The 25,085-nt window shown below is 41.2% G+C and carries 15 protein-coding genes; all 15 read right to left on the reverse strand.

The genetic code is table 11. The annotated features are described in order from the left end of the window. Position 1: 1 nt before the first annotated feature. The gene (locus SCALIN_RS05585; RefSeq protein ID WP_096893418.1) at positions 2 to 829 is read right to left on the reverse strand and encodes a hypothetical protein; all 828 of its coding nucleotides are present in this window, start codon (positions 827 to 829) and stop codon (positions 2 to 4) included. A gap of 17 nt (positions 830 to 846) precedes the next feature. Continuing rightward, complete coding sequence (locus SCALIN_RS05590; RefSeq protein WP_096893419.1) at positions 847 to 4,935, reverse strand: DUF6519 domain-containing protein; 4,089 nt, start codon at positions 4,933 to 4,935, stop codon at positions 847 to 849. Between the two features lie 23 nt (positions 4,936 to 4,958). Next, a complete protein-coding gene (locus SCALIN_RS05595; protein ID WP_096893420.1) occupies positions 4,959 to 7,172 on the reverse strand; it encodes a hypothetical protein in 2,214 nt (737 codons plus the stop codon). Beyond that, a complete protein-coding gene (locus SCALIN_RS05600; RefSeq protein WP_096893421.1) occupies positions 7,169 to 10,018 on the reverse strand; it encodes a putative baseplate assembly protein in 2,850 nt (949 codons plus the stop codon). Before SCALIN_RS05600 ends, SCALIN_RS05595 begins: the two co-directional genes overlap by 4 nt. Then, positions 10,015 to 12,654: a putative baseplate assembly protein gene (locus SCALIN_RS05605; RefSeq protein ID WP_096893422.1), complete on the reverse strand. Its 2,640-nt coding sequence runs from the start codon at positions 12,652 to 12,654 to the stop codon at positions 10,015 to 10,017. Before SCALIN_RS05605 ends, SCALIN_RS05600 begins: the two co-directional genes overlap by 4 nt. Then, positions 12,654 to 13,016, reverse strand: coding sequence for a GPW/gp25 family protein (locus SCALIN_RS05610; protein ID WP_096893423.1), 363 nt, complete (start codon positions 13,014 to 13,016; stop codon positions 12,654 to 12,656). Before SCALIN_RS05610 ends, SCALIN_RS05605 begins: the two co-directional genes overlap by 1 nt. Positions 13,017 to 13,196: 180 nt before the next feature. Beyond that, complete coding sequence (locus SCALIN_RS05615; RefSeq protein ID WP_096893424.1) at positions 13,197 to 13,517, reverse strand: PAAR-like protein; 321 nt, start codon at positions 13,515 to 13,517, stop codon at positions 13,197 to 13,199. Between the two features lie 87 nt (positions 13,518 to 13,604). After that, positions 13,605 to 14,150: a phage baseplate assembly protein V gene (locus tag SCALIN_RS05620; RefSeq protein WP_096893425.1), complete on the reverse strand. Its 546-nt coding sequence runs from the start codon at positions 14,148 to 14,150 to the stop codon at positions 13,605 to 13,607. Then, positions 14,147 to 15,286, reverse strand: coding sequence for a hypothetical protein (locus tag SCALIN_RS05625; RefSeq protein WP_096893426.1), 1,140 nt, complete (start codon positions 15,284 to 15,286; stop codon positions 14,147 to 14,149). Before SCALIN_RS05625 ends, SCALIN_RS05620 begins: the two co-directional genes overlap by 4 nt. Next, positions 15,279 to 15,641 (reverse strand): LysM peptidoglycan-binding domain-containing protein, encoded by a 363-nt coding sequence (locus SCALIN_RS05630; protein WP_096893427.1) that lies wholly within the window; start codon positions 15,639 to 15,641, stop codon positions 15,279 to 15,281. The genes SCALIN_RS05625 and SCALIN_RS05630 overlap by 8 nt, the downstream gene beginning before the upstream one ends. 216 nt (positions 15,642 to 15,857) lie before the next feature. Continuing rightward, positions 15,858 to 16,514 carry a hypothetical protein gene (locus tag SCALIN_RS05635; protein ID WP_096893428.1) on the reverse strand — a complete coding sequence of 219 codons (657 nt, stop codon included), beginning with the start codon at positions 16,512 to 16,514 and terminating at the stop codon, positions 15,858 to 15,860. A 941-nt stretch (positions 16,515 to 17,455) separates the two neighbouring features. Beyond that, positions 17,456 to 21,073, reverse strand: coding sequence for an eCIS core domain-containing protein (locus SCALIN_RS05640; protein ID WP_133111690.1), 3,618 nt, complete (start codon positions 21,071 to 21,073; stop codon positions 17,456 to 17,458). Positions 21,074 to 21,225: 152 nt separating this feature from the next. After that, the gene (locus SCALIN_RS05645) at positions 21,226 to 22,467 is read right to left on the reverse strand and encodes an eCIS core domain-containing protein (protein WP_096893429.1); all 1,242 of its coding nucleotides are present in this window, start codon (positions 22,465 to 22,467) and stop codon (positions 21,226 to 21,228) included. A 167-nt stretch (positions 22,468 to 22,634) separates the two neighbouring features. After that, on the reverse strand, positions 22,635 to 22,808 hold the full coding sequence (locus SCALIN_RS21970) for a hypothetical protein (protein ID WP_162532169.1): 174 nt from the start codon (positions 22,806 to 22,808) through the stop codon (positions 22,635 to 22,637). Between the two features lie 254 nt (positions 22,809 to 23,062). Further along, positions 23,063 to 25,081 carry an ATP-binding protein gene (locus SCALIN_RS05655; RefSeq protein ID WP_096893431.1) on the reverse strand — a complete coding sequence of 673 codons (2,019 nt, stop codon included), beginning with the start codon at positions 25,079 to 25,081 and terminating at the stop codon, positions 23,063 to 23,065. Positions 25,082 to 25,085: the final 4 nt, after the last annotated feature.

Raw genomic sequence — 25,085 nt, forward strand, 5'->3', positions numbered from 1 at the left:
TTTACCGAATTTTATTCTCTGATCTTTCCGTTTTACATTCAGCCATGTCATCTGATCTCTTACGTAGATCAGGTGGAGGAAATGACAATTCCTCTTCAAGTTCTCGTAAATCTTCAAGGTTAACCGTTGCCATTCGAGTAATGGCTGTATTGGCCTCTTTCATATTTATTAAGCGTAGTTTTACTAATTCCGCGTCTTTTTCCACACTGTCGCGCACCGATTTGCTCCCTTCCTTCCGGTCAATCAGCTCTGGAGCGCAAGGTACAAATATTGTTATTTTTTCAACTTTACCTGCCTTAATTTGCATATGCACTTCTTCTTTATAAACATGTTTTCCATTTTCCAGAAAAAAGGAAAAGTTTAAGGCCTGCTTTCTCTCCTCTCTTCCCTCTCGTTCAGTTTCTTCATCGAGTAGAATCGTGCCTGTAAAGTTGCCAAAATGGTCGGTATAGGTTTTTATTAGAACGTCTTCTTCATTCTTTGCTGTTTTTGAAATTTTTGTTAATAAACCCGGCAGCCCAATTTTACTTTCTTCATCTATGGCCTTTCCGGCAATAACAAAGGCATTTTCCTGTGTTGAAATGCAAGGATTTTTATCAAGTAAATTAAGGGCCCTATTTGTTGACCTCTCCTCCAGAGCCATATTATCAAATTCATTTTTGATCTCTTTTTCCAGGTCGTCGTTTAAATCCGCCCATGAGGTTTCTAAAGCCTTTAATCTCCCGATTGCCTCTTCATTTTCTTTTGACTTTGAGTCGATTATGTTTTTTAACCGTTCATCTATCAATGCTTCATAATCTCTTGTTTCAGGTTTTTCCTTTTCTAGCATCACAAACTCCTTTTTTATTAAAATGGCTCTGGCTCCGGAATATTAGCTACTTTCTCAATTTTTCTTCCGTTACGATATTGCAAAGCTCCTTGGTTATGATTGCCGGTGATAATCAAATCATATCCCACAACCTTAGTCCAATAATCAAAGACATTATTTGATAATTGAAGGATCAGGGACTTGTTGGGTTGTTCTTTCAGTTCATCTACTGTCAAATACGCGCCGGCAGCGCTTTGAGCAATAGCCGTCCAACCTCTAACTACTCTATTATTTGTAAAATGAATAATCGGTCGGTCCCGATGGGGATCAGGATTCCAGTGGTTAATTTTGAAGTTAGACAATACAGCTAAGACCTTTGGTTCAATTTCCGTCGGTGATGTGTATCTTGGCGGAATAAGTTTAGACAAAAGCATAAAGTTGTAGGTTGATGAATCGTGCTTAATTAAATTGTAATATATTGCTTCTTTAGAAATTTCCATTAATTCTTTTTTATGGATGCTCAGTGTCGATATAGGATCGGCCCCTACCATCACCGACCCTTCAAGGTAATTAGAGCCAATCGAAAAGTGTCCTGGATTTAATGAGGGAATTGCCAATGAGTAGATAGGCTTTTTTCTGCTGTCTTGATTAGGAACCCCTAAAACCTTCAGCGAGTTTCCCTCTACCTTTGCATTCAGGATTGACTGCCCTACCTTGGCGTTCATAAGCAGTCCTATTCGATCTGCCACAACTTCATTGTCCCTGACCTCGCCGGAAACCAAATGTAGAACAACTCCCCCATGGACCTTTCGATTATCGCTAAAGATACGGTTATGAACGACTCTATTTTGCAGACCGCTTAAATTGATTCCAAACCCCTCTAAATTAGATGTACCGTTTATTACCCTTGGGTTTAAATTAGCGACCAGATAATTCTTAGCATCTATGTCAGCAAGCGCTTTCATAACATAAACAGAATCAGCAAGCGCGTCTCCGTTATTATGTTTGTATGTAGAAAGCAGCTCCTCTTCAACTGCTTTAGAAAAGTTGACGGTATCAATAGAGTCGGGATCTTTTTCTATACGTCGCATCACTTCCTTGTTGTTAGCTCGCAACCCGGGAATATCATCGGCTTTAACGGCTTCCAAATAAGGGCTGAATTTGTATATATGGTCGGCAGCCAGAATCAATACATCTTTCCAACGCGCTCTGTCGACTTTTGGACTCAAGACGCGAATATCGTTCTTCTCAATCCGGACTGCTCCAATAGTTGCGCGAACGGCTCCTGAATAAACCTCAAATTTATTCTTCTCAATGAGGCGCACTTTTGTGTCTACAGTGGAAGCAAGAAAAAAGATATTGTCATCCGGTTCTATCTGTATTGCCACATCCTGGCAGCCTGTAAAAGTGTTATTACTGATACGAAAATTTATAATATCTTTTGTCCCTGACCATTCAATTCCAATCCTATCCGCATTAAAGATATTCCCTTGAATCAAAGTATTTTTGCATTTTCCGATTTTAAAATAAGTGCTTCTGCGGAATCTATGTCGTGACATGCGTAAATCAGTTCTGTTTCGTGATTCCTCAAGAATAACTTTTGATTCAGCGGTGTCAATATTTGCTCGCGCCAGCACTTTGACACCGAAAGTCTTTGCCACCTCTTTGTCACCGCTAATATCAGATTCAAACATAACGCCCTCATTTACATTTAGAAATGCGTTATCCAGTATTTCACAGTCAATGGCATCGCCCACAATCCTAAGCCCAACATTACAGGAGATGCTTCCGCGTGTATTGCCTTCAAAACTCTTTTCACCAATTCTGTTTCTCGTAAATAGCAGCCCATGGACTAAACCACAAGTCCCGCCAAAATTTCTTGTTATAAACTCATTGGAATCAATCTTGCAATTTTCAACAATTTCAGCGCTTATGCCAATGCTTCCAATTACCTGATTTTCAGAAAACTCTACATTAAACGAGCCCGACCCATTCAAAGCTATATAATCATAATTATTAAATTTCTTAGAAGACGCGATAAGTGAATCAATCAATCTTAAAATAGCCTTGGAGTCAGTCTCGTCTTCAGATATGGCTTGTTTTATTCTCCCATCCAATTCTTCTATGACACTGCCTGTAATCCCAATCCACTGGTTTCGTTTCATTCGAACATTAATGAGATTTACAAGATCAATGCCAAAGTCTGATCCAATCCAGATATTTTCAACAATGTCACTCTGTGCCATTAAAGAACCTTTTAATCCCTGTGAACCTAAGAAGACATTGCTCTTCAAAAGCCATCCATGAGAAGTTCTATCTATATTGGCTATAATTGGTTGAAGTATTGCTCTCCTTTGTAAGATAAATGACGAGTAGACAAACATCTTCTTTATTTCCAGGTGTTTTACGTTATTACAAAACCAAACTGATCGTGATCCTGAATTAAATATTGCAAAATTCTCAAATGATATATCAGTGGCATTTTCTAATATAAATGGCTGATTGTCTCCTAATATTTCAGATATATGTAATCGAGTAACCAGGCCAAACCCTTTAATTTGTATACTTGAATTACCAACCATTCTTATTGGCGCTGCCAAATTATGATCTCCCGGCAAAAGGCAAATGCAACCACCTCCTGTTTCAGCAACTTTATTTACTACCCCCAATAAATCATCTCCCGCCTTCACCACTACACAACACCCCTTATTAATTTCAGGCGGCCAAAGTTTTCGACAATCTGTAACAACTACATTGGTTTCCGGTGGCGATGTTACGAGTGGATACCTGACAATAGCAAGGCAACAATAATGGTGATGAATGCCATGTGGAGGAGCTTCTTTAAGTTCTTCAATCTCTCCGTCTGCAGTGCGCGCTGAAAAGTTCCAGTAATCCCCGGTTCTAAATTCACCACTTTCAGGTTTAGTATTAAATGTAATATTTATGCCTCTCTCAAGCAAAATAGATTGTCCTGCATCCGGTATTGTAATCACACCTCCGCTACCGGAATCGTTAAGGTCTACTATAATAGCCCCATCTGGACCTTGAACCTCTCCATTTTGATCCCATCGTCGCACGCGTGTGTTTCGTTCTTTAGCGCCGTCTGATGGCATGTCGCCGGGCAAAGCGCTATTTATGGATATAGTGTTGCTATCGGGATCAACGGTGATTGTTCTCATCTCGCCAGCCTTGCCTGAAAACTCCCTATTATCGTCTATAATCTCTACCCAGTCGCCGCTTTTAAAACTCCTCTCAGCATCACGTCCTATACTTTCGACATTTAATTCCACGCCACTAATAGCCAGGACCTTAGTCGCTACAATTCCATTATCTCTCGACCATTTAAAAGTGGCGGCGCCAGGCTCTCCTCCATCATGTATCTCTACTCGATATAACTGGTTTTCAAGACCACGGTACCCGCCTTTAGGTGGTAATAAGCAAGGATTCTCATTGTCATCTTCTCCGGTAGCTTCAGAAGTTAGGCGTCCACCTGAAGGTTGCAAATCCGGATGATTTTTCAAAAAATCATCAGCCTCGCTACATGTAATATCAGTAATTTCATCAGGGACTTGTAACAATTTTACCTGATAAACTGTTTGCCGTCTTGTAGTCGTGTCTACATTTACAGCCTTTTCTACGATTCCCGGATCTTCCAGGTAAGTAACTTCGCGATCCCATACATCGATATAAACTATATGAGTACCTGTAACAGGTAAATCTGGCGGATCAGGATAATAAGGCTGATCATCATAAGGAACAGGGATAATTCCTCTTTCCTCGGCAAGGGCCCTGTCAAACTCAGCATTGGATTCTGGAGGACTGCTTGGTGGGCTTGCATGTTTTGAATCACGTATTTGGTGGTTATCTGCAAGTATGCCATCCACATATATGCGTCCACAACCGAAAGTAAGCGTCCCGTTTGAAACTTCTATCTTAAATCCATCCTCAGTTTCTTTGGGTACGAAACAACGTCCGCCAATATCAATAGTTTCTACTCGTAAGCGTCTATTAATAATGTCATCCTGTTCATTCCAATCAGCGTCCAGCTGCACGCGGCCTTGCTGCATTAGCACTCCGCTGTAATCTTTTTTCGAATTGAATGTTTTACGACTATAATCACCTGGCATAATAATTCCCCTAAATTCGTTATTTAAGTTGCATAAAATATCCCCGCTTCCATCCCGAAGTGTAGGTATTCATCCAACCGTGCGCGCAGATTTGCTTCTCGCTGCGGTTGATAAAGGTCGTGGAAAGCTCCCATCTCTGCTTCGTCATCCGCGCCATGTCTAATTTCTACTGCACAATTTGTAGCCAACTGGCAATATCCGGCATCTCCATAATTCAAAGAAGTAAACAGAGGTAGGACACGAAATTTGTCCTTTGTGTTAATTGGATGACATTTATACTTCCTGGGTACCTTTGAACCTAACGGTATATAAGAAAAACGCACACAGCCATCTTGTAATCTATCAGCCATTACGGCGGCAGGCCACAAATCGAATTTCTCAAGACTTGATTTGAATATTGAGTTCGAAATACACTTAAACATTGCAGCGTATACCTTTCCTATGACAGTACAATTCTCTGCTGTCAATGTTGCTCCTGCTAACAGAGTTTCAAACGGAGGAGATGTTACCATATCATCAATATACCCGGAATAGGCTACGTTTGTATCCTCTTTAGCGTCTAATATACTATTTGTCATGTTTACCTGGGCTCCTTCTATTGCGCGTATCCCGCCAATAATACTTTTATCAATAAAAGTTTCTGTAAATCTAGACTCCACAATTAGCCTTGGCATTGCAGGTTGTGCCGGCACGCCATCAATTTGCTGACTCGACCCTGGCAATAACGTGCAATGCAATATACTAAGCTGGCTTAACAAATTGGCATTGTTATTACTATCTTTCATAGGCACACGAAGTCTTCCTCCACTCACTAATAGACCGTTCAAAATCAAATTGGAATGCTCACCACCAAAAATTTTCAGTTCGTCTTCAAGGACCAGAATAGGTCTTTTTTCGTTAGCAGCTCTGATTTCAATAGTCACCCCTGGCGCTAGTTTTATAACTGGAGACTCTATATAGTATTTGTTGTTAGTGATCAGCACTACACCACCGGATTCATTCAATTGATTTATTGCATCCTGAATTGTCCCAGAATCGTCAGGCAAATTATCGTCAGGCACTTTAATAATACGTTGAAAATTGTCAAACGTATTGGTCCTGTCGTATTCTCCTCCACCCATATCCGCGCTAAACCCGTAGTGATATGAAACCGTAACTTTATGATCACTTGGAGGGCTTGCAATACTTTCCGGCAGCGCTATACGTCCTAAGAAAGGATCGATTGCAATCATATTTAGCGGCATATGCACCCACAAGTTAGCGCCTTCATCAGATAAATCACAAACTATAATTTCATCCGCTTCTATCTCCTCATCATCCACAATTAAAAAGAGGCTTTTTCCCTTGCCATAATAAGTATTAAGATATTCATGAAGCACACGACGACTAATCGACATCGGCACGTTAATTGGCTCCGCCAGATGACTAATTTCACGTTCCGACTCCGGATTATTGTAAATGGCGCTGTCTATGCCCAATCCATTAAAACGGTAGCGTCTATTATCCAGTTTGTATGCCGGCGTTTTCGTAACCTGATAACTACGTAGTCGCCACAAAAATATGCCAATGTTTGGAATATTATATTTGCCTCGTCTTGTCTCAATACGACGCACATCTATTGTCCTGGCAATTTTGTCAAATGGTGTGTTAAAGAGTTCAAGTTGTTCCCAATCTCTTAAGCTAGCCATAGATGCATTGTCTGGTCTAATGTGGTTCATGTATTGAGTGGTTGCCAGCAACTGAAAATACTCAACTACACTGGCGGCTTCCCATCGTGTCACATCCCTGGCTAACTGTTCCAGCACAGCGGCTGTACCTTTTCTACGGCGGTATGCCAATGTATTTGCCACCTGGGCTCGTTGACTGAAAGGAGCGTCAGTATAATTAACCATGCCACGGACGCCAACAAGATTGCCGATATATGAAACAGCCCATTCAGCGCAAGTCTCTATGAATTGGTCGTCATAAAGTTGCTCAAGGTCCTCTTCAAACACAGCAACTTGATCAGATATCAACGAAAGCAATGCTTTCAACGGTCCTTGCTTTTTCTCTTCAATCTGGTGTCTGATATGTTTTGCTTCATTCCCGTTTTGGTCACTAAGCGTCGCCAGCTTATCGGTTAGATCTTTGATCTCTTTCCTGTTCTCATCTGTCAAAAGAGCCTTGCCCTGATTTATATCTTGTATACGATAAAAAGCAGGCAATAGAGAGTATATCTTTTCCACATCAAAGCTCATTGTATCACCTCTATTTCATTTGGTTTTGTTTCAAGCATAAGTAACTCAGCGGCTATAAAATTGTCATTTTCTATTCCAGGCATAGAAGCCTCTAGACCTTGTTTCAATATTTTGTCCGGATCATCAATCCTATATAATTTGTCTAAGTCTATCGCCTTGACTCCTTTGACAGCATGCATAACATCAAGCACTTCGCTAAAGTAAACAGGCTGAGCAAATTGTCTCTTATCAAACGAAAAATTATCAAACAGAGCTTGTTTTACTTGTTCCAAAACTTTCTCCATAACTTCCTCATCTAAATATTCAGGCAAGACCTCTATCTTTGCTTCTATTCTGAAAAAGATTTTTTGGTAGGACTTAATGATAATAGGAACAAATGGATCTCCATATTTATGTATTGTGTCTAACAGAGAATTACAAATAGCTTTTTCCACTTCAACCCCATTAGGTCCGGCTACAGTAATAAAGACTGTTCGCCTCAGACCATTCCAACTCCATGTGGCAAGCGCCTTGTCTATTCCCTCAAATGAGCGAGCAAAATCCTCATAATCTTTCAATGACACAATTCTATCTAATGTCAACACTGTCAAAGGAGCGTTGAGCCTGACGTTGTCGAGACGTTCCCTATCACTCGCACCGGTTGAAGGAATAGGATTCGTGACTCCTTTAACTCCAAGGGGTTTTGTCATAAGCTGTGTAAGTTGATCAGCTTTAACCAATCCTTTCAGTCCAATGCCTTTGCGGTACTTTGCCTTAATATTTTGCTGGCCAGTAGGTAGCAGCGAGCCGGTGATTCCATCGCCGAATATCACAGTAGTTTTACCATCATCATCAACTCGTGTTTTATATATTCTGTCATTTGGCCCTTGTCCGTAAAAAGAAGATGTCTCTTCCCATAAGATATCGTTAACTAAAATCTCAAGAGTTGTTTGTGATCCACTTGTTGTAGTCGCGCTGACATAAGTCAGAGGAGACTGTTTCAGCTCAAAGCTCTGAAAGGGTTGATTTGTGTTACCACTACCCAGGACCTCTGACACAGTTTCCCCATGAGTACCTTCTGCAATATTCGCGTTAATAGTAACAGTATTGCGTATATATGAAAAAGACAGTGAATTTTCAAAGTTCAAAACTGTAAAACCATTTTCAACAAACACTTTTTTTAACACCTTTGCTTCACTTGCATAAACACCTTTAAGATCGTCACGTTCTCCTGTAAGGATAATTTTTTGTCCAATCTTCAATCCGAGATACAAACTATCAAGAGTAATTATGTCACCCTCAACCAAATCTTCAATAGGAGTTTTAGCCAGCTCAAGCTGTTCGCTCTGGATACGAATGATGCTTTTGCGCACCTTAAAGTCCGGTGGCTTGTCAGTTGAATTGTCAGAGAGAGAGCTTCCATCAATTTTAGACAATTTTAATCCCGTAGTCTTTGCGCTCATGCCGAACCCGACTAGCGAAGCTTCGCTGACCGAGCTGATTTTGTAAATGTCATATGTTGGTCCATTAGCTGCAGGCCTTTCTATCAAAATCCAGGTTCCCTTAATAACACCTTCCAGGCTTCTTTCCAAATAAATATCGGCATCACTATTATAATAAGTACCTTTCATTGAATTTTTCCATATTTCCCACTCATTCGAGTCCCAATCGTGTGGATAAATATAATTATTTACTGGTGTGTTAGAATAATTGCCTTCAGACATAGTATTGGCATAGTTGCCAGTACTCTGGATTTTAAGAGGGGTATCTTTATCAAATGACCTTAAAAGACTTTTGTAATAAGGTGCGTTGTGGCCAAATATAGCGGCATGCTGAATGAATGCAAAAATTCCGGTGCCGTTAGTTAAATTTACAGATTCTACCTGTTTGACCATATTAGTCACAAATTTTTCTTCTGACCAACCCTGGCTCTTGATTAGAGCGGACAAATCTTCCTCACTCCATTTTTTCCCGATTATGTCTTCTATAACAATAGAATCTAGTTCAACCTTTTCGGCGTAATCACTGACATTGCCATTTGGCAGTGAAGGCCTTTCGAAATCAGCTGGAGATAGCCCCGGGTTTTCAAAATCTATCCGTGTTGTGTTTCTTTCTTCATCTGTCGTAACCTTCATGATAGTCCTAGTATCTCTTTCTGAATTTGCAATAATCAACAACTTATCTCCATTTTTCAAATTGGTTGCTATACCTGTAAGGATGACACTGCCCATACCAATAGAAATATTCTGTGGTTGTGTCAGGCGGGGTTTGATAGAGCTCCACTCTGGTCGTGCGTTAATTTCTTCAATAGTTTCATATATTTGGGCTATCTCATCAGGTCCCGGAACACTCTGTACTTTAACTCCTGCCTCAATCTTTATTGGTGGAGGCGAGGGCATACTCAGTTGGTTTTTATCAGGAATCAGCGCCTCGCCAAATGAGCCGGGTGCATCTTCAACTGTAAACGCAAAACAAGTATTGCCAGCAACTCCGGGACTTAGTTCATATCCAATCAAACGAGCTAATTCAAGGGCAGAAAGTCTTTCTGTCACTGTATTCAGATAGCTCTCATTTGCCAGGCGCTCCTGGTAAAAGGTCAGCACATCTAAAACAGTAGCCCAGCCATCCAGAAGCGCGATAGAGAAGTCATCATTATCACGTGTAGTTAAATTACTTAAAGCCGGTTTACTTGAGCCGGACAAGTTTGCCAGCATAGTTTGTTTAAAATAACTATGAACGCCAACACGGTAGGCAATGGCTGATAAACCTGGCCTGTTGTAAACTTTAGTCGGCGTTTTTTTTGCTATTCCTTCGCAGCAACCACAGTCGTTAAGATCGCGAAAGCTTTTGTTGTTTTCAGTTTTCATCGCCCTCCCCTTATGTCAATTTTCAAGACACCTCTTTCAGGATAGTTTGGATCATTATCAAGACGAGCAATCTCCAGTCTCTCCATCTCGATCTTACCAGCATCACGCCACTCATTGCTCTCTGTGCCCTGACGTTGAAATTTGGTAATCTTTGCAGATGAAACACCCTGTACCGCCTGAACCGCTGCATAAATTGGGCTTAGATAGACCGTTTGCCCAAACGTAAAATTGTCAGGATGAAACACTCCCTTTCTTCCGTCAAGAAGTGTTCGATTGCTTAATGTTTGCATTAAAGCCACTTTTAGATCACTTGCCTGGTAACCAGGTTTCACACATACGATCATCTCAACATCCAACGATACAAAATTGGGTGTATCAACTTGAACATCATGTCCTGTCATCCTGTATCTTTCAAGACAATTGCGTAACTCATTTTCAAATCTCTCATCTACCTCATAACCGCCAAGGCGGTCTGCGGTTAAAAAAACAGTGTGCCAGCTTCCCGTCCATCTAAAAGTTGCTTTCGCGCGTTGAATATCTGAATCACACCGTTTTGAAATATTTTCATAATCCTCAGCGGTAACAGCTCGCTCTTGTTTGCGGAACGCATACGGAGCGTTTTGTCTCACCTGTTCTATGGTTTCAGGCCCTTTTCCACCTTTAGCAGACATTGGGTTCCATGCTTTTGAAATTACAGGATTTTTAAGGTCTGTAACAATAGAAGGGTCGCTACTGACAATATGAGCGATTGTTTCTGCGCCAACATTTCCATAAGCGCCATTTCCGATTCGATACACTGCTTTAAACTTAGTTCCGGAATCAGGTCGTTTACCGTGTCTCGCATCTCCAAATCTAATAATTGCTGTTCCATCTGATTCAATCTCAGCGACAAACACTTTGTCATCCTGACTACTGTTTATCAAATCCCCCATTGGCAGCCATTTATCATTCTCTACGTCAAATGGATCATTAAAGACTTCTATCGAAGGAAATGAACTTTTGCCATGCAACTCCAAGGTTTCTTTTACTGATGCCGGCGGTTTTGCAGGATCATAAAACACTGTATGTGTTAACGGAATACCCTGCAGTTTTGGCCTAAACCTCTGAGGTGTTGGATCAGCTTGCTTTTTATCACAAATTCCTCCTTCTGCAGGTCCTACCTTTGTAAGCGCTGGATTTGGTTCTGGAACAACGCCAATGGTTTCATCCTCTATCGTCAGGCCATGATCGGCAAGGACAATATTCCCCAACGCCACGCTTATATTATCATGATAACCTGAATCTGTTTTAGCTGAAACGCAGAGTGGAAATGGCAGGGCATCATCATTGTGCCAACAGATTTCTGTAACCGGAATAGAGCTGCTTTCTGGTAGAGAACTTGCCGGTGGTGATCCAAAATATGCCTGTCCGACAGGATCTTCCTTATAGTTTATTTCAACCAGACGAACAGCATGACGTTTTGCGTGGTCCGCGTCTTCCAGTTTTCCTGTTTCCGGTCCGTGTTTCTCCATAAATACCAAAATATCGCCTATCTTCAGGTTATTATTTTTATTGAGCAAAGTAGCCTGTGTGGCCCCTTTAGGCAGGCAGCACTCCTGATCACCCCAGGTATAAAACTGCATTTCATTATGTTTACTGTATAATGTGGTGTCATGCATTAGTTCGAATATCACTGGCCTGTCTAAAAGAGCCTCTTGATACTGCTTTGAATTAAATTTAATAGTATGACTTGAGATTTTTGTTTTAGTTAGAAATTTAGTTTCATCTTTTATTAATTGCAAACCGGCGATGCCATCTTTAACATTTAATTGAATCAAGACACGCGCGTTTTTGCCTTCATCAATAAAGTAATCAACCAATCTCGCGTGACGTCTAATTGAAATGCGTTTTCTGGCTGTCCTTAGATATGCCTCAGTTGCGACCGCGTCTTGTTGGTAGCTTAGATGGTCGGCGACATATGAAAGCAATTCGACTAACGTTACGCCAAGGTCCGCAGGGTTTCGCTCCTTCCATTGGGGCATAATTGTTGCAAGACGGTCAAGAATTAACTGGCGAAAGCTTGCATAATCCTTTGCAAGGTAATTGATCTCCGGCAGTGATAACGGATCTGGAGGACATACATGTTTTGTTTTGCAATCAAAATCACTGGGACAAGCTACCTTGAAAGAAAAATCAACTGCTGATAGGATAGGATCAAAATCTTCTGGAGGATTTTTATGCTCTGAGCCTTTTACATTTTCTGGTGGCGATGTCAATGGCGGTGAACCGGTTACCTCAATGTATGTTTTAACCAGACTTAAGGTATATTTTGAAAAGTCACCAGGAGTTGATACCTCAACAATAAGAAGCTTTGAATCATTATCTGGGGGAGAAGTTACAGGTGGTGGTCCGATCCCATCTGGATAGACACGAACAACCTTTATGTTGCGAACTCGCTCTCCACCTTCGATCACTACATTTTCTTTTGTCAACTGCCCTGGGACCAGGTCTTTTAGAAAGTGGACAATCAGCATACGTTGACGTTGATCATTCGGATCATCTAGATTATCCTTTACTTCAATATAATCTATACCATTTAGAAAGGCATGATCCTTTACAAGATTACGCCTACGTTCATCACAGCAGAAGAAATTCATTAAGCCGATCCTCCCTGGGTAAATTGCGCAACATGCTGTTCTTGTGTAAAAAGTACAGTATACGATACTGTTACATGAAATTCTGAATCCTTACTTCTCACCTCTACCTGATTTACCTGTATAAGATCTCCAAGCCACTGCTGCAAAGACCCCTGAACAAGCATCTGTGTTGTTGCCGCCAGTTGTTCACTATTTGGTTGAAATACCAATTGGTTTAGGCCGCAGCCAAAGCTTGGACGATTGACACGCTCACCAGGCGCAGTAAACAGAACCTGCATAATCATATCACGAATATGATCATTAATATCAGTATCCGCAGTACGTTTCTGTTTATTGAATTTATAAGCAAAGTCTATGTTCAATTCTTATCTCCTGTAATAGCCGACAGCAATCAGTAGTCAGCATAAAACTACTAATGTAAGGCAAGATTCACTTATTTCGTTCTTCCTGATACCTGACATTTGGTTTCTGATTCCTATTATCCGACAACTTATACCTGAAAGCTGAAACCTGACAGCTTAATGCTGATCGCTGAAAGCTAATCATATCCCCGTTACTCGAGCCTGAGTCGCTGATATAATTAATGGCGTGCCATTTGGTGTACAGATCGCCTGACTGTCAAGCAACAAGACCGGCGCACCATTTGATAAGATACGCGTAGCGCCACTTACCCATTGTGCTGTAATACAGGGACTAGGACTGCCAGATATATTAAACGGACAACCTGCAACTGCATATGGTGCGGGTTGTGTTACTATTGGCTGACCACTAACCAGCACCCGCGGGTTGGGGGCAGTTGGCTGTGCCTGGCCAGCGTGCGAGCATGTTACTGTTGCACCCACATGTAATAAAAATCCTGGCATTTAAATCTCCTTGTTTCACTATCAGTATACAGGTATCTGCGTTCTGTTATCAGATAATTAGTAGCGACTGATTACTGACAGCAATATTTACGTAATTACTAAAGCCCCTTTATTAATTGTTACTGTAGGCCCTACCATATCAATTGAGGCCCCTTTGCCATTTTGTATATAAATACCGCTGTCGTTAACAACAATCGTAGCTCCCATAGGACTTTTGAGTATAATACCACCAGTTGCTGGAGAAGGAACCGCGTCGCTGAGAAGTAAGGTATTCTGCATAGTCGTTTGCACCGCTATGTTCTGACCAAGTGGCGTGGCTGGTGGTGGGGCCAGCGCCAAGGCTGGCACTTCACCTGCAGTGCCCCAAAATCCACCTGTCCAGATTGGGTAATCAGGATCACCCTGCTCAAACTCAATCCAAACACCAGCACCGACCTGTGGTACCATAAACACACCTTGTTGTTTACCCGCCATAGGCACACAGGGAAGAGCCCAACTTGAAGGCGTAATACCCAAAACGTCGGGCACCATAGCCATAATCCGACCGCGTTGTTCAGGATCGATATTGTTGAAGACCGTACCCCTGTATTTCCCATAATAACGTGCTTCAGTATCTTGATTCTGAGTACTCATGGCATGACCTTCGGGACAGTTGAAATAATTCCATTCCTGCTTAATTCAAAACTCTGTTTATATTCACCACGCTTAATTTTATGAGTTATACTTGTTACATAATACAAGCCATTGAAGGCTGGTCCTGCACCGCGAATACCCACTAACTTCCTCGCTTTTAAAACACGTCCATAACGAAGCACATCGAGCTCACCGCTTCCAGTCACTGCATCAGCCCATTGTGCGGCAGAAGCCAAACCAATCATAATGGCCTGAGGAATGGATCGTTTGGAAAGATCGTCACGTACTGGTTGCAAATCTGCAATACTGGTCGGCAACGGAGGGATCAATCCTAAAGGAGGATTTAAAGGTGTAATAGGAGGAATAGGAATCGGAATAACAACTTTGGTGATTTCGTTATAAATAAATACCGTTGGAATTTTGTTTTTTTGATTGTCAAACTGAAAACTAATACTCTCCACATTGGTATGCGCATCCATATCAATATTCAGCGAAGGTTGCGGTACACCTACCTTGATTTTTGGTCCCCAATAAGCCACATTGAGGCCGGGTTTTGGACCAGAATCAATGTAAAAAACATAGCCGACACGATCTGCCAAAGCCTTTATATAGGCAAGATCAGTGCCTCTTTGACTTGGTATACGTCCTGTGGGGAGAGGCACATCAATGAGTATGCTAGGCACAATCAATGGTACGATACCCAAGACCGCATATTTTGCCAACATCAATGCAACACGTCCTTCCGCAGGAGTTGCCGGGAATGGAAAACCGCTGAAGTCTTGCTGGTTCATTAAGGCGCTCACATCCTCCCCGGTAATCGTTAATGTTGATGGCGACCCATTACTGCCGGGTTTGAGCTCATGATGTGTGATGACACCGTCCATAATGACGTCCGATTTACCGCTTAGTACTACGATTATTATCACTCGCATAAATAACAAAGGTTGTCCGCTACTTAATAAAAACAAAATCTGCAACGGGGACTTTTTATCCAAACTAAAGGAAAGTTGAAAAACACTGGAGCCTTCATCGCGAACAGTAACTTCGATGTTAACCAGATGATCAATCACAACTTTCGAAGCCGGTATTGGCACAATGGGGCCAATCATCAGTGATAATTGAATACCCTTAAGCATTTTTAATCCCTGGTATACCCTCAGGCAATGTTATTACTATTTTATTTCCAATTGTCTCCACTAACTCATTTGGTCTTATTACATTATTAGCATCGCAAATTTGCCAGAACTGTTCAGGATCACCCAGATACTGATTAGCGAGATTATCCAATCTCTCGCCTTCTGTTACGGTATGTTGCTGAAGTGGAGCAAACTTTTCTGCCGCCGGTACAAAACGACGACGCAAATAAATGACACTCTTACCTGCTTCAGTGTCCATTATTGCAGTATCAATACCATGATACCTACTAGTCGGTGGAAACGATGTTGTTTTGACAATTCCCGCCTGTAAAATTGCTTGTAATGGATCATTCATAAAAAATCTCCTAAAAAGTTCAATTATTTTTAGACAGGATTACAGGATAAAACGGAGCTAACAGAAATTTGTAAATTACAAATATCAAATCACGAAACAAGGCAAGGCAGACAATACCTGCTCTACGTATCTATATTCCATGTCATTTTGATTAATTGGTTTTTTATTATTTCCATCCTGTTATCCTGTCTAAATTTTTTTAAATAAGGTGTACAATTAAATCTCTCCTATCCCAAAATCACTCAAATCCCCACCTTTAAACTTCTTAGAAAGCTGCTCTTTATTTTGCAGATAGCTCATAAATAGATTTCCTCCCTTATGATCAAATCCCAAATCATCCACATTTAGAACACGCATCCCCAAGCTTACCTTGGCTCTAATAGGGTTAAGGTTAGTGTCAAATGCCTCCTCAGTAACACTGAAATCAGTAAGGCGCACGGGCAGGATACGATTCTTGCTCCATATGAAGAGCGTCAGCAGAGTTTCCATAGGTACGATCTCAAGTATACCAGACCGTGCAAGCTGGTTATTAGCCAAAATCTGACTGCTTGCCGGATATATAATCGTCTCTAATACTGCCAATTGCGGCTGGATTCCAACCTCCACTGCATCTCTGTTTTGATCAGGGAACTCAAGTTGATCTGTGGCGTCTATCTCTGCGTCAAGTTTCAACGTCTCCACTGGCGGCCCGCTAAGTCGCAATGCATCAGAACGGTTACCTCCCTCACCCCCCACATCCTGCACCTGAAGGGTTCTGGAAAGATTGTCCGGATTGTACTGAAGTGCAATGATACGTTCCACATTTGAAGTCTCAGGCTCTATCAATACTATACCCCCTTTAAGCAATTTAGGTGATCCGGGGAAAGTTGTCATGAATTAAGTCCTTTCGGAAATTGCGGTCAGCTGTCAGACATCAGCGTTCAGCTTTCAGGAAGCAATTATTAATAATTAGTACCTTTGGTTGGTAAATATCAAATCACAATAAGACAAATTTTTCATCTTTCGAAACAAGGTTGGGTAGGTAAAGATAAACCAACGTTCTTTTTGGAAGGCTTGCACTACTTTGTTTCGATATTAGAAATTGAAACATTGGAATTTATTTGTAATTTGGTGCTTGTTTTTTTGAATTTCTATTTATTAATGATTCTTTTACATTTCACTATTCACTTCTTACTTTTTCCATTTTCACCATATAAACACATCCACTTCTGCAATGTGCTACTGGCCTCAAAATATACTTCCTTGTCCAAATAACCATCATTGTTCTCCTATTTTAAATATCCAATCCTTTAAGATAAATTGAGGTTTTAAAAGTGACTATTTTTTACTACTCCAGTTAAGTCATAAGCAGACTTGACCCGTTTACGGGTCTATCAGTACTATTCCGCCTTTGAGCAAGCGAGGAGGGATTCCGCCTTTAATTTGAAGCGATAAGTCTGGGCCATTTACCATGGATAAAGTACCTCATTCGATTGAGAATAAATATTTGTTAGTTATTATCTTTCAGGTATCAGCTGTCAGCAATCAGGATTCAGTGATCAGTAGTCAGGTATTAGATGAGTGAAACTCTCTTTTCCCAAACATCAAGTCTCTTATGGTTCAAATTCAACATCGTTCTTCTTCTTACACCATTGACGTTTCTTCCGTCATGTATCACCCTTTCCCTTTTCACATTTCACCATTAATAAAGAATTGCCTTCAATACCTCATTGTTTGTATTGGCTTCTCAACCACAAAATTATCAAGCGCCCCTTAGATCACTTAAAGGCCTAACCCCTCTTGTTAAGCTAAAAACAGACTTGACTGTATTGTCTCTAATTAATGCTTTGGGCTTTTATTTTGAATTCCAACGTTATTTTCATAGTCGAATTTGCTTTTGCAATAATGAATTCATTTCCATTTTCGTCATACAGTTTTAGATCTCTAGTAAATTTAATTGTCAACTGATCTTTGATTTTTTTTCTTTGACGGACTAATTTTTGAACTTCAAAATAAACCAAGCCAACTCTTTTTTGGCTTTTTTTATTCCCAAGCCCCAAAACCTTTCGTCCGTTCACTACATCTCCCTTTTTAAGTTTATCCAGATCATTAATGAAAAATCCATTTCTCTTTAACCGCCTAGCTTTAATTAGTTTTTTAAACCTCTCATCAAACTCGCCGTTTTTTAATCTTTGGACAAGATCATTTTTTGTTGAAGTTGTAGAACTTTGGCCTGACGATTGAGTACTTTTTTGTTGGCTGGTACTTCCCGAACGCGGCTTGGTGGCATTTTCATTAATTGCATCCAATACTGCTTTTAGTTTAACCAGTTCTTTTTTGGCCTTCTCCTGTTGTTCGGCATTTTGGTTAGTGAATTTCTTAATATCTGAAGCATCAACATCACTTTCTTCTAGAAGATCTCCCATTTCTTCGATTTTATCTAAGGGCATAGGAGCATTTTCCGGTAAGCCGAGTTTTTTTATCATTTCAACCAGTGCCTTGAATTTATCTTCACCTATTCTTTCCTGTAGATCCAGTAAGGCTTGTTGTTGAGGAGTCAGCTGACCTCCATCACCCCCTTTTGGGCACTTGATATCACTTTTTTCAAATTCGACCTTTTCATCGATCTTGGCAAAGACATCTTTAACCGGTTTGGGAAGGAATCCTTGTATCTTTTCTTTAATTATTTTAGCCAATTCTAAAGATAGTGTACCCAAAATGGGTATCCCTTGGATGTGTGGTGCGATTTTCTTCATGAACCAGCAGGATTGCACTACTTTGCTGGCTAGATATTCAATAGCAGGTGTGATAATGCATCCGACCACAGGAGGCGACGTGGTACAGGCAATGGCCCGAGCTCCCCATTTTACCAGGTTGATGATCTTCTTGATCTTTCCTAAAGTGTTGGCAGCAGTCTTTATTTTATCGATGATCTCCTGATAGGGTTCGATGATATCTTTTACTATTCTATCGATCTTTTGGGTGGCTTTCTGTTTGATTGAGTTGATCTGCATATTTAGCTCATCCGCCTTTTTCTGTAGTTCTCCGAAACCTCCAGCCGGGATCAGGGATTTCAATTTTTTGGTAAGTCCCTTTGTAAAGGATTCTTTAAGCCGACTTATTGTTTCATTTATAATGACCGTGCCGGCAATCTTAATGAGCCTGAACGCTGACGTTATGGCAGCCCCTGCAATTCCTCCTCCCTCTGGTTTTTTGACCTGGTTTAGCCTGTTCTGAAACCGGCTTTTGACCCGATTGTAGACTTTGGCTATATTAACAAAAAGGGTACCGAAGACGTCTCTAAACCTTCCAAAGATAAGAGCTTTTTTGCTTGTCCAGAACTTGAGCTGGTTGAACTTCTTGACGAATAATTCCTGGCTCTTTGAGAACTTAGATTTAAAACCTGACTTTACCCGGGCCTTTTGATCTTGCAGAGCCAGTTCTTGCTGTTCTGCAGTTTTGAATTCAGTTGTTTTTTGAGCACTCTTGAACTTGTCCTTATATTTTCTATATGGACCTTTCCGCCATTTGGAAAAATCGAACCAATCTTTGTTGGGCAATTTCTTGTCTGGGGTTCTTTTTTTTATACGTTGGATCTTATTGCCGGTAAAGGGGTATTGGCTTTTAAATTTTCCGGATAACTGATGATTATCTAACGGTGATATAAAAACCGGCTTCCTTACTTTTTCTTCTACCTCATCACCCAAGTCTTTTACACTTTCAGGCAAAGGATCGGTAAACTCTTTATCGGGTTTCCAGGTATAGTTCCAGATACCCGGATTGCCTGGATCTTTATTGACGTAAACCCTACCTGTTGATATGACATTTGGTCTAATTGTTTTGCCTTTTATCTTAAGGACTATTGGCTGGGATTCAACTGGGCTGTTCGGCTCACTCATACCAGAGGGAACAGCGGTAGAAAGTTTTGTTGGTTTTATCAGTTTCCATTTATCGGTAGTTGAAATATCATTAACGTCTTTTGCCGCTAGTTCGAATCCACCTATATAATTTTCAAGTTGTTCGGTACCTTCCAAGGCTTCAATTGTGCCATGACTTGGCTTCAGATCCCCAACCACGATAGATTTAGGAGCATCTGGGATCTTAGTCAGGTTTTGCAGGGAATCGACTTGAGGTGCCGCATTGTTATCATGATTAAAATGACCTTCGTCTTTTAACACTCTTTTACCACGTTGGGCCTTAAGTTTTTTGGGGACACCATGTTTTAGGAAGTAAACACCCACGGTAGTGCTAGCGTCGTACATATCTGCTGATCCTTTTTTACCATGCCCAATATTAGTTTTACTCGCGTTTGGAACCGGTGCTTCACTGAATATTTTCAATTCCTTTGAGATCAATGGCAAGAGAAGGCTATGGTTTTTATTACCGTTAAAATCCTTAGGTTCCCAATAGGGTGCAAACATTTGTATGCTTTCTTCATTGTGAGACACCTTGGCATGGGATAATTTATTTTGTTGAATCACATGCGTCAGCTCATGCGCCAGCAACTTCTTCCCGGTAGAAGATCTTGGACTATACTCCCCTAGATTAAAATAAATATTCGAACCATAGGTTAAGGCTTTTGCATTTAATCCCTGATTCATTTGAACCGCATTACTATTTGTATGAACACGGACACCACTAAAGTCTACGCCAAAAAACGTTTCCATGGAAGTTCGAATATCTTCCGTTAAAGGTGAACCAGAACCTTTGGAGACATTGAGTTGGCTTTGTAAGTTGGACGATGCAGCTTGAGAATGTACACTAGATTTGGTCATGATCTCAGGCCCTTCCCCTTCTTCGTCCGGTTCTTCAACTTCCTGGTGTTGAATCAGAGACGTAATTCCTTCTGAGATTGGTTTTGTTTGAATCTGTCCGCTTTCCTCATCTTCCTCTTCTTCAGCTTGTCTCTGAATTAAGGGCGCAATCTGGTTAGAGATCGGTTTGGTTTGTAGCAATTCTTTATCCTCCTCTTCCTCCTCTTCTTCTTCGGTTTGACGTTGAATAAGCGGGGTAATTTTCGAAACAAGCGGCTTTCGCTGGATTTCTTCTTCTTCCTCCTCGCATTCCTTACATTTTCGTTGTACTTCCTGGGATAACGGCTTTGTTTGAATCAATTCTCCTCCTTTCCTGACCGCTGACCGCTGACTACTGATAGCTGTATTGTCTTGCATCCTCATCACTTGATCCGCAACCCGATCTGCCTCCTGCTCATATTTATCGCCGGGTTTACCAATTTTTAGTTTTGTTTGTATTCCGGGGAGAGTAAATGGTGTTGAAGAATGGCCACCCTCCATCCGAACATTACCAAAGTTATGTCCGAATCGTGTGTTCGGTACATCATGAATCTCATTTGCGGATTCTATGGTAAAAGACCGATCTGTCTTTTTACCGAATAAAGATGAAGACGTTGTTGAATTCTTGGTTTTTGGTTTAGCAAATGTTTGATTGCTCAATTTTGATCCTTCTCTGAAAAGCTTATTCTCTCGCAAAGACGCAAGGGCCGCAAAGAAAAGATTTTAAATCACTTTATTATCTTTGCGATCTTAACGACTCTGCGAGATATTAATCCATTTGCAAAGATTATATATTATTTACAAAAAGTCTTTCAGCTCGTCTGCTGCACAACATGCGACAATTCGTGAGCCAACAATCGATTGCCTTCGTGTGTGCTCGAAGCCTGTCCTGTACCAATTACAATATTGTTTCCAACGGTATAGGCCCGTGATTTCATATCTTTTGCCGATTGCACGGCCTTCCCTCCCCTATGCACCCGAACTTTGCTGAAGTCATGCCCAATACGAGACTCCATAGTTCTCCGTGTCACAGGGTCTAACGGTTGTCCTGGGGAGCTAATCACATCATGCACTAAAGGAGATATACCAGTCGATCCCCCACGCGAATTTATTTCCTTACGCTGGAGGGGTACGTTTTCTTCCTCCTTTTTTTTCTCAAGCTCGGGAGCTTGCTTCTTAGGCGCCAATCCAGGAATAAAAAGTGGGCTCGTTGGATCATTTGTCTTGTTTACGATCTGACGTGTCATAAATGCTTCATCTCTGGCCTTCTGTTCCGGGGACTTCATCGATTCTCTGAACTCAAACTGCTCACGTGCAAGACGCGCTGTTTCTCCACGGAATTTCTCACTTTTAGTTTTGCCCTGTTTCTTCCCGCCTCGTTTTGCTGCCCAAAATTTGTAGGTAAACGTAATAGAAGCAGCACTCGGCTTTCTTACCTGCCCTTTGTATGTGATTCGCATTGAGAGACCGGGCGTAACCCTATCCAATGGAATAGCAGGCAGCTGGATCGGCAGTTCAGCGTTCTTTGCGACGATGGCAGTCACTGCACCCGCTGCAGCTGCACCGGTGATCACTTTGCCCGGTAGTGTAGAGAGAAATTCTTCCCCCATCTCCTTTGCTTTGTCTGTAATACGTTTTCCTAATGGAGTCTCAAGGAAGGCTTCCCCGGTCTTTTTGGCCGCTTCCTTATATTTTTCACCTTCCGTCGGTGGTTTTTTTGCCTCCTGCCGTTGTAAGTTATAATTTAATCCGACCTTTTTTGATAGTTTCGGCGCTGCTGTCGCTTCATTCATTACATAAGCTGACATTCGGTCTGCTTCCTGCTCATATTTATCACCAGGTTGACTAATCTTCAGCTTTGTCTGTATGCTGGGTGTACCATTTGGTTGAGATGATTGGTCACTCTCTATCTTAACGTTACTAAAGTTATGTTCCAAGCAAGAGTTTGTTTCGTGATGGTCACTCTTTGACCCAGATGTAGACGTCAGATCAGACACCTTTTTCCCAAATGCCGGAGAAAATGTTGCTGACTTTTTTATTTGCTTAGATCTCATAAATCTTAGAATATTTATTTAATTAGCTTTCAGCCATCAGCGTTCAGGTGACAGCTGTCAGGTTTAAGCTAACTGCTTTTATTTAACCATCTGTTAAAAAACATTTTTCTCGGAAAGGCGTAAAGCTTACAAAAATTAAATATTTCGATTTTTAGATAACTCTTTTCTTAGCGTTCCTGGCGTCTTTGAGAGACATTCATATTTTTATAAACCGATTGCGCTACTTGAGAACCAATTGTCTCTGCCTTGGAACCTTGTACAATGTTAAATGATCCACCGTACAGGTGGGAATACTTCCCACCATGGGATAGTGATGCGGGCATACCCTGTTCGGTTAACATTTGTGTTAGCTGTCGCTCCACAGCCTCGCCTATTCGGTAACGGTCGTGAGGAGAAAAACCGTGGAGGACGAGTTTGTCAATGTGTAGTTCGATATTTTTAATAGCCATTAGCAGTCAGCTTTCAGCCAAAAAAACTTTTATAATATTTATTGACAGGATTAACAAGATTTACAAGATATTTTCTATCCTGTGCATCCTGTAAATCCTGTCTAAATTAATTAACTTTGCGTTCTTTGTGTCTCTGCGAGAAATATCTATATCCAACCTTTCGTCTCATTCCCGGTAAGCGGTTTCTCAATCTTGCTGTATTCCCTTTGTGCAGCTTTCAAAAGATGCCCCATACGTACCGAATCTCCCATATCTGCCGCGTAAAAAGCTGCTTTAAGAGCAATGTTTCTGATATTGCCTCCTGCGAGATTCAGCCTTGCAAGTTTATTGACATCCAGCCCTTCAGTTGGTGTATCCGATGGAAAGATACGTTGCCATATTTCCGCACGCTGTGCAGAATCCGGAAATGGGAACTGTACTACAAACCTGATGCGACGCAGGAATGCCTTATCAAGCGCGCTTTTCATATTGGTGGTTAAGATTGCCAGGCCACGATAGGACTCAATACGTTGGAGCAAGTAACTCACCTCAATATTCGCATAACGGTCATGGCTATCCCTTACATCACTTCTTTTACCAAAGAGGGCATCCGCTTCATCAAAGAGCAGGATAGCTCCGCCTTTTTCAGCTTCGTCAAATACGAGGCTCAGATTTTTTTCCGTTTCGCCAATATACTTGTTCACAACCTGACTCAGATCAATACGGTAAAGATCCAGATGTAACTCTTTCGCCAGCACTTCAGATGCCATCGTCTTACCGGTGCCACTTTCACCCGTGAAAAGAGCGCTAATTCCCAATCCACGCGAACTCTTATCAGCAAATCCCCACTTTCCGTATACTTTTGCCCGCTGACACAGGTGTATGGCTATTTCCTTTAAAGTCTGTTTTTGATAGTCTGGCAATATTAAATCATCCCAGGTTGCAGAAGGCTCTAGACGCTGTGCCAGGCTGCCCAATTGAGGGCGTGTCAGTTCCCGACATACATCCCATAAAATGTTTAATGGCACTTTGGACTTTTCCTCTTCTTCCAACTCAGTCGTTGTCAGCTTTCCAACCAACACGGAACCTGCTGACCGAATAGTCCGTGAACTCATATTGAACTGAGATATAACTGCATTGAGATTACCATTCATCCTGGTTATTTGATTACCAAGAACGTTTTTCCAGACCGTGTATTGCTCATCACTAGTAGGATTTTTGACATCAAAAATAATCATGGATTGCTGTAAAAAATCTATCCGTTTTCTGCTACCGATAATCAACGTTCCTTTAAAATGCTTACAAAACTGCGTAATAATACTTAGCCTGGCAGAATCGTTTGTATATTTTTCGTTACAATCAATAAACAGAGCGCTGGAACTCAGGATCATCTCTCTCTCTAATAATCTCATCAGTTCATAAAGCTCTGTATGGTTCACAGGCAATAGATGAGTAGATATAGCGTATAAATTTGAACCTAACGTATCACAGGCTGTTGCAGCAATATTGCGTTGCGTATTAACATCTTCACCGCATAGATGTATGATAGAGGAAGATATTTCCACATTTTTATGAGTCCAGATCTTTATCAGACGATCAACCAGATTGCAGTGTGAGGTTACCAAATTGTCAGTCAAGAATATAGGTTCGATAATTCCCATAAGTCGCTCGTCCATTTGCTGTATACCTACCAGATAGTGCAATATTCGCTCATCAATTCTAAGGGAGGCTGTCGTGATCAGTCCACCCTCCGATATATTGATTAATCTCCAGTATCGGAGAGCTGCATCTGGCGTAAGCGCATCCCAATGTGCATCTGGAAAAGCAGCTAGTGCAAGGCTAAATGTTGGATAGTTACGTTTTACATTCTGGATAGAACCGCACAAGTCTGCATATGATGAATCAAGCTCCATACCCGCGCACACAAGTAGAATATTTTTTTCAAAATTTGACAAACTAAAAATCTCAGTTAATGTATCTAATGCTGATGGGGCAGTTAGTTGATCTGCCGCTTGTTGTAATTTTTTATTGGCAATTGAGGCTTCAGCATTGATTTCTCCTTTTTCTGAACCATTCTCTTCAATGCTTTTCTTATAACGTTCCAACCCTTCCCGCACTACCTCTAATGCGGCCATCAGATATTGTTGGTTTGCTTCGTGCCAGTTATTAGCCGTTGTAGTGGTCATTATT

Source organism: Candidatus Scalindua japonica (genome assembly GCF_002443295.1).
Lineage (GTDB): Bacteria > Planctomycetota > Brocadiia > Brocadiales > Scalinduaceae > Scalindua > Scalindua japonica.

What these genes read in the sequence shown, in the direction of transcription:
- SCALIN_RS05615 (WP_096893424.1), bottom strand. Translation starts at nt 13,517, where the DNA reads ATGCCAGGATTTTTATTACATGTGGGTGCAACAGTAACATGCTCGCAC.
- SCALIN_RS05630 (WP_096893427.1), bottom strand. Translation starts at nt 15,641, where the DNA reads ATGAATGATCCATTACAAGCAATTTTACAGGCGGGAATTGTCAAAACA.
- SCALIN_RS05655 (WP_096893431.1), bottom strand. Translation starts at nt 25,081, where the DNA reads ATGACCACTACAACGGCTAATAACTGGCACGAAGCAAACCAACAATAT.
- SCALIN_RS05600 (WP_096893421.1), bottom strand. Translation starts at nt 10,018, where the DNA reads ATGAAAACTGAAAACAACAAAAGCTTTCGCGATCTTAACGACTGTGGT.
- SCALIN_RS05635 (WP_096893428.1), bottom strand. Translation starts at nt 16,514, where the DNA reads ATGACAACTTTCCCCGGATCACCTAAATTGCTTAAAGGGGGTATAGTA.
- SCALIN_RS05620 (WP_096893425.1), bottom strand. Translation starts at nt 14,150, where the DNA reads ATGAGTACTCAGAATCAAGATACTGAAGCACGTTATTATGGGAAATAC.
- SCALIN_RS05605 (WP_096893422.1), bottom strand. Translation starts at nt 12,654, where the DNA reads ATGAATTTCTTCTGCTGTGATGAACGTAGGCGTAATCTTGTAAAGGAT.
- SCALIN_RS21970 (WP_162532169.1), bottom strand. Translation starts at nt 22,808, where the DNA reads ATGTTAACCGAACAGGGTATGCCCGCATCACTATCCCATGGTGGGAAG.
- SCALIN_RS05625 (WP_096893426.1), bottom strand. Translation starts at nt 15,286, where the DNA reads ATGCTTAAGGGTATTCAATTATCACTGATGATTGGCCCCATTGTGCCA.
- SCALIN_RS05590 (WP_096893419.1), bottom strand. Translation starts at nt 4,935, where the DNA reads ATGCCAGGTGATTATAGTCGTAAAACATTCAATTCGAAAAAAGATTAC.
- SCALIN_RS05645 (WP_096893429.1), bottom strand. Translation starts at nt 22,467, where the DNA reads ATGAGATCTAAGCAAATAAAAAAGTCAGCAACATTTTCTCCGGCATTT.
- SCALIN_RS05585 (WP_096893418.1), bottom strand. Translation starts at nt 829, where the DNA reads ATGCTAGAAAAGGAAAAACCTGAAACAAGAGATTATGAAGCATTGATA.
- SCALIN_RS05595 (WP_096893420.1), bottom strand. Translation starts at nt 7,172, where the DNA reads ATGAGCTTTGATGTGGAAAAGATATACTCTCTATTGCCTGCTTTTTAT.